This is a genomic window from Mesorhizobium sp. LSJC285A00, assembly GCF_000503155.1.
Classification (GTDB): Bacteria; Pseudomonadota; Alphaproteobacteria; order Rhizobiales; family Rhizobiaceae; genus Mesorhizobium.
In genome coordinates this window covers 45936-52246 of sequence record NZ_AYVK01000042.1, presented here as the reverse complement: position 1 = coordinate 52246, position 6311 = coordinate 45936, and the positions used below count along the sequence as shown (strand labels likewise).

Annotated in this window: 7 protein-coding genes; 5 read left to right on the top strand and 2 right to left on the bottom strand. The window is 63.7% G+C overall.

Going from position 1 to position 6311, the window contains the following annotated elements; all coding sequences use genetic code 11:
- Positions 1-663, top strand: a 663-nt coding sequence (locus X726_RS142860) for an iron ABC transporter permease (RefSeq protein WP_023672642.1), incomplete at its 5' end; no start/stop codon positions are given.
- 23 nt (positions 664-686) lie between these two features.
- Positions 687-1475: a heme ABC transporter ATP-binding protein gene (locus tag X726_RS142865; RefSeq protein WP_023672641.1), complete on the top strand. Its 789-nt coding sequence runs from the start codon at positions 687-689 to the stop codon at positions 1473-1475.
- 108 nt (positions 1476-1583) lie between these two features.
- Here X726_RS142865 and rirA read toward each other — a convergent pair whose 3' ends face one another.
- Positions 1584-2045, bottom strand: coding sequence for an iron-responsive transcriptional regulator RirA (gene rirA, locus X726_RS142870; RefSeq protein ID WP_023672640.1), 462 nt, complete (start codon positions 2043-2045; stop codon positions 1584-1586).
- A gap of 295 nt (positions 2046-2340) precedes the next feature.
- Between rirA and X726_RS142875 the strand changes: the two genes are divergently transcribed.
- The 3 genes from X726_RS142875 to X726_RS142885 all read left to right on the top strand — a co-directional run bounded on the left by X726_RS142875 (position 2341) and on the right by X726_RS142885 (position 4823).
- Complete coding sequence (locus tag X726_RS142875; RefSeq protein WP_023672639.1) at positions 2341-3636, top strand: DUF445 domain-containing protein; 1296 nt, start codon at positions 2341-2343, stop codon at positions 3634-3636.
- Positions 3637-3742: 106 nt separating this feature from the next.
- On the top strand, positions 3743-4165 hold the full coding sequence (locus X726_RS142880; RefSeq protein ID WP_023672638.1) for a phasin family protein: 423 nt from the start codon (positions 3743-3745) through the stop codon (positions 4163-4165).
- Positions 4166-4325: 160 nt separating this feature from the next.
- Positions 4326-4823: a MaoC family dehydratase gene (locus tag X726_RS142885; protein WP_023681725.1), complete on the top strand. Its 498-nt coding sequence runs from the start codon at positions 4326-4328 to the stop codon at positions 4821-4823.
- A gap of 15 nt (positions 4824-4838) precedes the next feature.
- Here X726_RS142885 and X726_RS142890 read toward each other — a convergent pair whose 3' ends face one another.
- Positions 4839-6308 carry an MFS transporter gene (locus X726_RS142890; RefSeq protein WP_031215422.1) on the bottom strand — a complete coding sequence of 490 codons (1470 nt, stop codon included), beginning with the start codon at positions 6306-6308 and terminating at the stop codon, positions 4839-4841.
- Positions 6309-6311: the final 3 nt, after the last annotated feature.

Genomic DNA, 6311 nt, shown 5'->3' with positions numbered 1-6311 from the left:
GGGCTGGCCTTGCCGCTCGCCGCTTTCTGCGGCGGCCTTGCGGTCACGCTGGTGCTCTACCGCGTCGCCACGCGGCAGGGTCGCACATCGGTTGCCACCATGCTGCTTGCCGGCATTGCGCTCGCAGCCCTTGCCATGGCGCTGACCGGTATCCTGATTTTCATGGCCGACGACCGGCAGTTGCGCGACCTGACCTTCTGGCAGCTGGGCTCGCTTGGCGGCGCGACCTGGCCGAAGATCGCTTCCGTCGGGCCGATCATCGTGCTGCCGCTTGCGGCAATGCCGTTCCTGGCCAAAGGCCTCAACGCCCTGGCGCTCGGCGAGGCGACGGCCGGACATCTCGGCATCCCGGTACAGCGGCTGAAATACACCGCGATCGTCGGCGTCTCGGCAGCGGTCGGCGCCTCTGTCGCAGTCAGCGGAGGCATCGGTTTTGTCGGCATCGTCGTGCCGCATCTGCTGCGGCTGCTGATCGGTCCGGACAATCGCTATCTCTTGCCGGCTTCGGCGCTGCTCGGCGCCTCGATGCTGCTGATTGCCGATGCCGTCGCCCGCGTCATCGTGGCGCCGGCCGAACTGCCGATCGGCATCGTCACGGCGATCGCCGGCGCACCGTTCTTCCTCTGGATCCTGCTGCGCAAGCGCGGCGTAATCGACTTGTGAGATTTGAAACCTATGAGGCCGTCATGATCGAAGCACGCGATGTCTCGGTGGCGATGGGCGGCAAACGCATCGTCGCTAATGTCGATTTTGTCGCACGGCCGGGCGAGATCGCCGCCATCGTCGGACCGAACGGCTCGGGCAAGACGACTTTCTTGAAGGCGTTGTCGGGCGATCTGGCGTTTGCGGGGACAGTGGCCGTCAACGGGCGCGACCTCTCCGCGATGAAGCCGGTGGAGGCCGCGACCGTGCGTGCCGTGCTGCCGCAGGCCGCGACGCTGTCCTTTCCCTTCACCGTGCACGAAGTGGTCAGGCTCGGCCTTATCGGCGGCCGTTCCGGCGTTCTGCCGGGCGAAGATGATCGTCTGCCCGAGCGGGCGCTGGCGCGGGTCGACCTCGACGGCTTTGCCGGCCGGTTCTATCAGGAGCTTTCGGGCGGCGAACAACAGCGTGTGCAGCTGGCGCGCGTGCTGTGCCAGGTCTGGGCGCCGGTGCTGGACGGCAAGCCGCGCTATCTCTATCTCGACGAGCCGGTCTCCAGCCTCGATATCAAGCACCAGCTGATCATCATGAACATCGCCCGCGATTTCGCCCGGCGCGGCGGCGGTGTGATCGCCATCCTGCACGACCTCAATCTGACGGCCATGTATGCCGACCGGATTTTCGTGATGCATCGCGGCCGGCTCGCCGCCGACGGTTCACCGCAGGAGGTGCTGAGCGACGATCTGATCGAAAAGGTGTTCGATTGTCGGCTAAGGGTCGGTGTGTTGCCGGCGGCGAACATGCCGTTCGTCTTGCCGCAGTCAGCCGCCTAAAAGCGCGTCGCGTTTGAACGGACTCAGGCGACGCGCTTTAGGTCTTTGTCTTTATGCATGTCGTTGTCTCAAAACCGGGGCCACTTTTGAGCGACATGCACTAGAAACTCAGGCGGCCGGAGCTCGCTGGACCAGCATGTCGATGCCGAGCAAATGACGCACATTCGGGCGCGCCGCCACCATATCGGCGATAGTGTAACGGGAAAGCACGGCAAAGAAGGCGTTGAGCGCCTCGCGCAGCGCCGAATTCAGCTGGCAGCTGTCGACCAGCGGGCATTCGGCGGCGTCGTTTTCGAAGCACTCGGCCATGGCGAAGCTCTCTTCGGTCACCCGTACGACGTCGAACAGGCTGATCTGCTCGGCGGGGCGGCCGATCCTCACGCCGCCATTCCTGCCGCGCACCGTCTCGACCAGGCCATGCTCGACCAGCGGCTGCAGGATCTTGAACAGGAAAAGCTCCGACACCGAATAGGCGGCCGCAATCTCGGGGATGCGGCTCAGGCGATCGTTGTTGGCGGCGCAATACATCAGGATGCGCATGGCGTAGTTGGTCTGGCGCGTCAGCCGCATTTAATTCCTCACCCGAGTGCTGGCGCGCTGGAACTGCACCAGATTTTAGATTGTGCTGGTGCGGCTTTCTCACCCGGAGTTTCGGATTCGCCCACACTGGCCTGATCGGAATATGGCCTATACCTTGGAACAATTCCAGACTGGGATTGCATGATAGATGAACATTCTTGTCAACTTTGCGTGCGAAACCGGCAATTCCCGAACGAAATCGGCCCATCCGATCATGCTACGGGCCCAAACACCCCCTAAATAGCCCATGCCAGATAGCCAAGAGATCGATGAGGAGCGGCGTATCATGTCCCAATCGGCTTCGTCCCTGGCGCCTGGCGGTTTTGATGCCGAGACGGGCGCCAAGCTTTTCGCGTTGCGGCGGACAAAGTTCCTCGCCACGGCTGCGCTGGTGCTTTGCGTCGTGGTTTTTGCCGTGGCCAAATCGTCCGAGGCCAAGTATCCGTGGCTGGGCTTCGTGGCGGCCTTCGCCGAGGCGGCGACCATTGGCGGCCTGGCCGACTGGTACGCGGTGGTGGCGCTGTTCAAGCGGCCGCTGGGCCTGCCGATCCCGCACACCGCCATCATCCCAGCGAACCAGAACCGCATCGCCGATAATCTGGGCCGCTTCATCGAGGTCAATTTTCTGGCGCCGGAGCCGGTGCGGGAAAAGCTGGCCGAGGTCGATTTTGCAGCACTCGTCGCCGACTGGCTGACTGACGCCGAACGCTCTGCCGGCCTGTCACGCTTCGTCGTACGGCTGGTCCCGCAGACGCTTGCGGCGATCGAGCAATCCGGCCTGCGCGGCTTCGTCACCAGCCGCATGCTGGAGCAGATCGACAAGGTGCCGCTGGCGCCGCTCGCGGCCGAATTGCTGTCGGCACTGACCGACGACCGCCGCCACCAGAAACTCTTCGACGAATTCACCAGGGTGATCGGCCGGTTCCTGAACGATGAAGAGGCGCTGGCGACCATGCGCGAGAAAATCCGCGAGGAATTGCCGTCGCTGTTCAACCTGTTCAGAGCCGACGCCTATCTGCTGAAAAAGATCGTCGCTTCCGCCGGTTCGCTGCTTGACGAGGTGCGCGCCGATCCCGACCATCCGATGCGCGCCGAATTCGACCGTTTCGCTCACAGCTTCATCGAGCGGCTCAGAACCTCGAAGCAATACGCCAAACGGGCCGAGAAGCTGAAGCGCGATTTCCTGGCGCGGCCGGAAGTGAAGTCGCTCGCCGGCGACATGTGGCAGAGCCTCAGCGTGTTCATCGAACAGGACGCCAAGGCGGAGAATTCGATTGTTCGCGCGCATCTCGCCAACATGTTCGTCGAGGTCGGCCGCCATCTCTCGGGCGATCCGCAGATCCGGGCCGACATGAACCGGGGCTTTGTCGTGGCGCTGTCGTCGTTCGTGGAGAGCCAGAAGAGCGGTGTGTCGACATTCATCGCCGACCAGGTCAAGCGCTGGGACCTCGCCCAGCTGACGAGGCTGATCGAGATGAACATCGGCAAGGACCTGCAATATATCCGCTTCAATGGCATGATTATTGGCGGCCTGGCCGGTCTCGTGCTCTACACGGCGGAGAGGCTGTTTCTCGCTGGCTGATGCTGCATTGCCGCTGAATTGCTTGGGCGTCCGAATGGACACACGGCGCGCGAGTGCTATTGTCCAGAACAGGGTTCAGCATTTGCGACACTGGGGAGCACGAGCAATGGCCAAACAACCCGACTCCGATTCGTTCCTTGACATGTTCAGCCGGTTCGGCCGTGACCTGAAGGTGCCGAATGTCGAGGCGATCCTCGCGCATCATCGCAAGAACCTCGAGGCCCTGGAAAGATCGGCGCGGGCGGGAGCTGCCGGCGCGACCTCATTGTTGTCCAGACAGCGCGAGATGCTGCAGGACACGCTGCGTGAAGTCAGCGACATGGCGCAGAGCTACAAGGCGCCGGGCAATCCCCAGGAACTGATGACAAAACAGGCGGAGTTCGCCAGGAAATCCTTCGAAGCCGCCCTGAAAAATGCCGGCGAAGTGGCCGAGCTGGTCAAGAAATCCGGCACCGAATCGATCGAAATCCTGCGCAGCCGCATCAAGGAAGCGATGGAGGAAATCCGCTCGGGCTATGACAAGAAGTGACTCTCAACGCAACCATGAGAGGAGTGGGCTGGTTGCGGCGCATGAGCATGGACGAGGGACGCTGTTTGGCGGAAAATGGCGGAACGGAATCGCAACGGGCGAATTGACAGGAGCCGTCCGTTCGTGGTCCGAGGCACTGGGAGCCACCGGGAAAGCAGGAATGACGGAACTACGGCCGAAAACGCCGCCGACCTTCGAGCAGTTAAGGGCGATGGCCGGGCAGGAGCTCGGCGTGTCGGAATGGACGACCGTCGACCAGAACCGCATCAACCAGTTTGCCGAATGCACAGGCGACCATCAGTGGATCCACGTCGATCCGGAGCGGGCGAAGCGGCAGAGCCCATTTCGCACCACGATCGCGCATGGCTATCTGACGCTGTCGATCATCGGCGCGCTGGCGCTGGGTATGGGCATCGTCCCCGAAAACACGCAAGCCGCCTTCAATTACGGCTTCGACAAGGTGCGGTTCTTGGCGCCTGTCAGGGTCGGCGCACGCATCCGGCTGCGCACGACGCTGTTGTCGGTGGAGGACAAGGGGCCGGGCCAGTATCTGATGAAGGCCGCCAACACGGTCGAGATCGAGGGCGAACAGAGGCCGGCTCTGACCGCCGAAACGCTGGTCATGCTTTATGAGCGGCGCAAGCGGGCGGGAGCGTAAGCTCCCTATCTTCGGTCATGATGGCTGTTGCCGCACCGACAGCCTGCCGCCGGCGCGGGTCGAGAGCAGTGCCAGCAACAGCGCAGCCACCGCCAGGACCGTTGCCGTCTGAAAGGTAACCTGCATGCCGTGCGCGGCTGCCGCTGAGGTCAGCATGTCCTGGCTTTGCCGTTCTCCCGTCGAGGCAGCCGCAAAAATGGCGCCCATAAGCGATGCGCCGGTGATCAGGCCGAGATTGCGCGACAGATTGAGCAGGCCGGACACCACGCCGCGCTCGCCGGCAGCGACACCGCTCATGACGGCGGCATTGTTGGATGTCTGGAACAGGGCGTACCCGAAGCAGGTGACGGCGATCGGCACGATATAGCTGGCAATGCCGAGTTTTGTTGCGGCGAGCGACAACAATGAGGTTCCGACGGCAAGACTGAACAGTCCGACGACCATCATCCTGTGCGCGCCGAAGCGATCGGTGAGGCGGCCGGCGATAAGTGCCGAGAGCGCGGAGACCAGCGGACCTGTCGACAGGACCACGCCGACCATCGCAGCATTGAGCCCCAGCCCTCGCGACAAATAGAACGGAGCGACCACCAGGGTCGCCATCATCACTGTGGCGACAACGAGGTTCGTGGCGAGGCTGGCGCTGAGCCGGATGTCGTACAACCGGGCAAGCCGGATCAAGGGATTCTTCGCCCTCTTCTGCGCGACGCCGAACAGAACGACGCCGATGCCGGCGGCAACCAGCAGGCCGGTGTTGAGGGCGCCGAAATGGCCGTGGCCGAGCGTCATGGCCAATGCATAGGCAGTGAGCGTCAAGGCGAGCAAGACCGTCCCGATCGCGTCGAACCCGCCTTGAACGCCCGCAGCCTTGCCGCGGGCGGGCAGGGCCAGCCAGGCGATAGCGAAGGCCGCGACGCCGAGCGGCACATTGACGAGGAAGATCGCCCGCCAGCCAAAGCCGGCAATCAGAAAGCCGCCGAGCGAGGGGCCGAGCGTCGTGCCGATCGCCGACATGGCGCCGAGCAGACCCATGGCGCTGCCGGTTCTCTCCTTGGCTACGGTCTCCGCGACAAAGGCCAGCGTCAGCGCCATCATCAGCGCGGCACCCAGCCCTTGCACGGCGCGCGCCGCGATCAGCAGCCAGAGCGTCGGCGCCAGGCCGCAGAGCACCGAGGCCAGTGTGAACAGCGCGATGCCGCCGAGCAGCAACGGCCGGCGGCCGACCATATCGGCCAGCCGACCGGCGCTGACGATCAGGGCCGTGATGGCGAGCAGATAGGCGAGAACCACCCATTGCACGGACTGGAACGGCGCACCGAACGCCTGCATGAGGGAAGGCAGTCCGACGCTGGCAATGCTGGTTCCAAGCGACGACAGCAGCGTGGCGAGCGACAGGCTGGCCAATGCCAAGACAGGAGAGTGGGCCAGGCCTGCGGACCGGGTTTTCTGCGGCGCCGATGTGCACTCGTTCTGCTCAGCAATTGCCATGGC

Bases quoted from the DNA above. Each gene is read 5' to 3' on its own strand.
- X726_RS142865 (WP_023672641.1), top strand. From the start codon at position 687: ATGATCGAAGCACGCGATGTCTCGGTGGCGATGGGCGGCAAACGCATC.
- rirA (WP_023672640.1), bottom strand. From the start codon at position 2,045: ATGCGGCTGACGCGCCAGACCAACTACGCCATGCGCATCCTGATGTAT.
- X726_RS142875 (WP_023672639.1), top strand. From the start codon at position 2,341: ATGTCCCAATCGGCTTCGTCCCTGGCGCCTGGCGGTTTTGATGCCGAG.
- X726_RS142880 (WP_023672638.1), top strand. From the start codon at position 3,743: ATGGCCAAACAACCCGACTCCGATTCGTTCCTTGACATGTTCAGCCGG.
- X726_RS142885 (WP_023681725.1), top strand. From the start codon at position 4,326: ATGACGGAACTACGGCCGAAAACGCCGCCGACCTTCGAGCAGTTAAGG.
- X726_RS142890 (WP_031215422.1), bottom strand. From the start codon at position 6,308: ATGGCAATTGCTGAGCAGAACGAGTGCACATCGGCGCCGCAGAAAACC.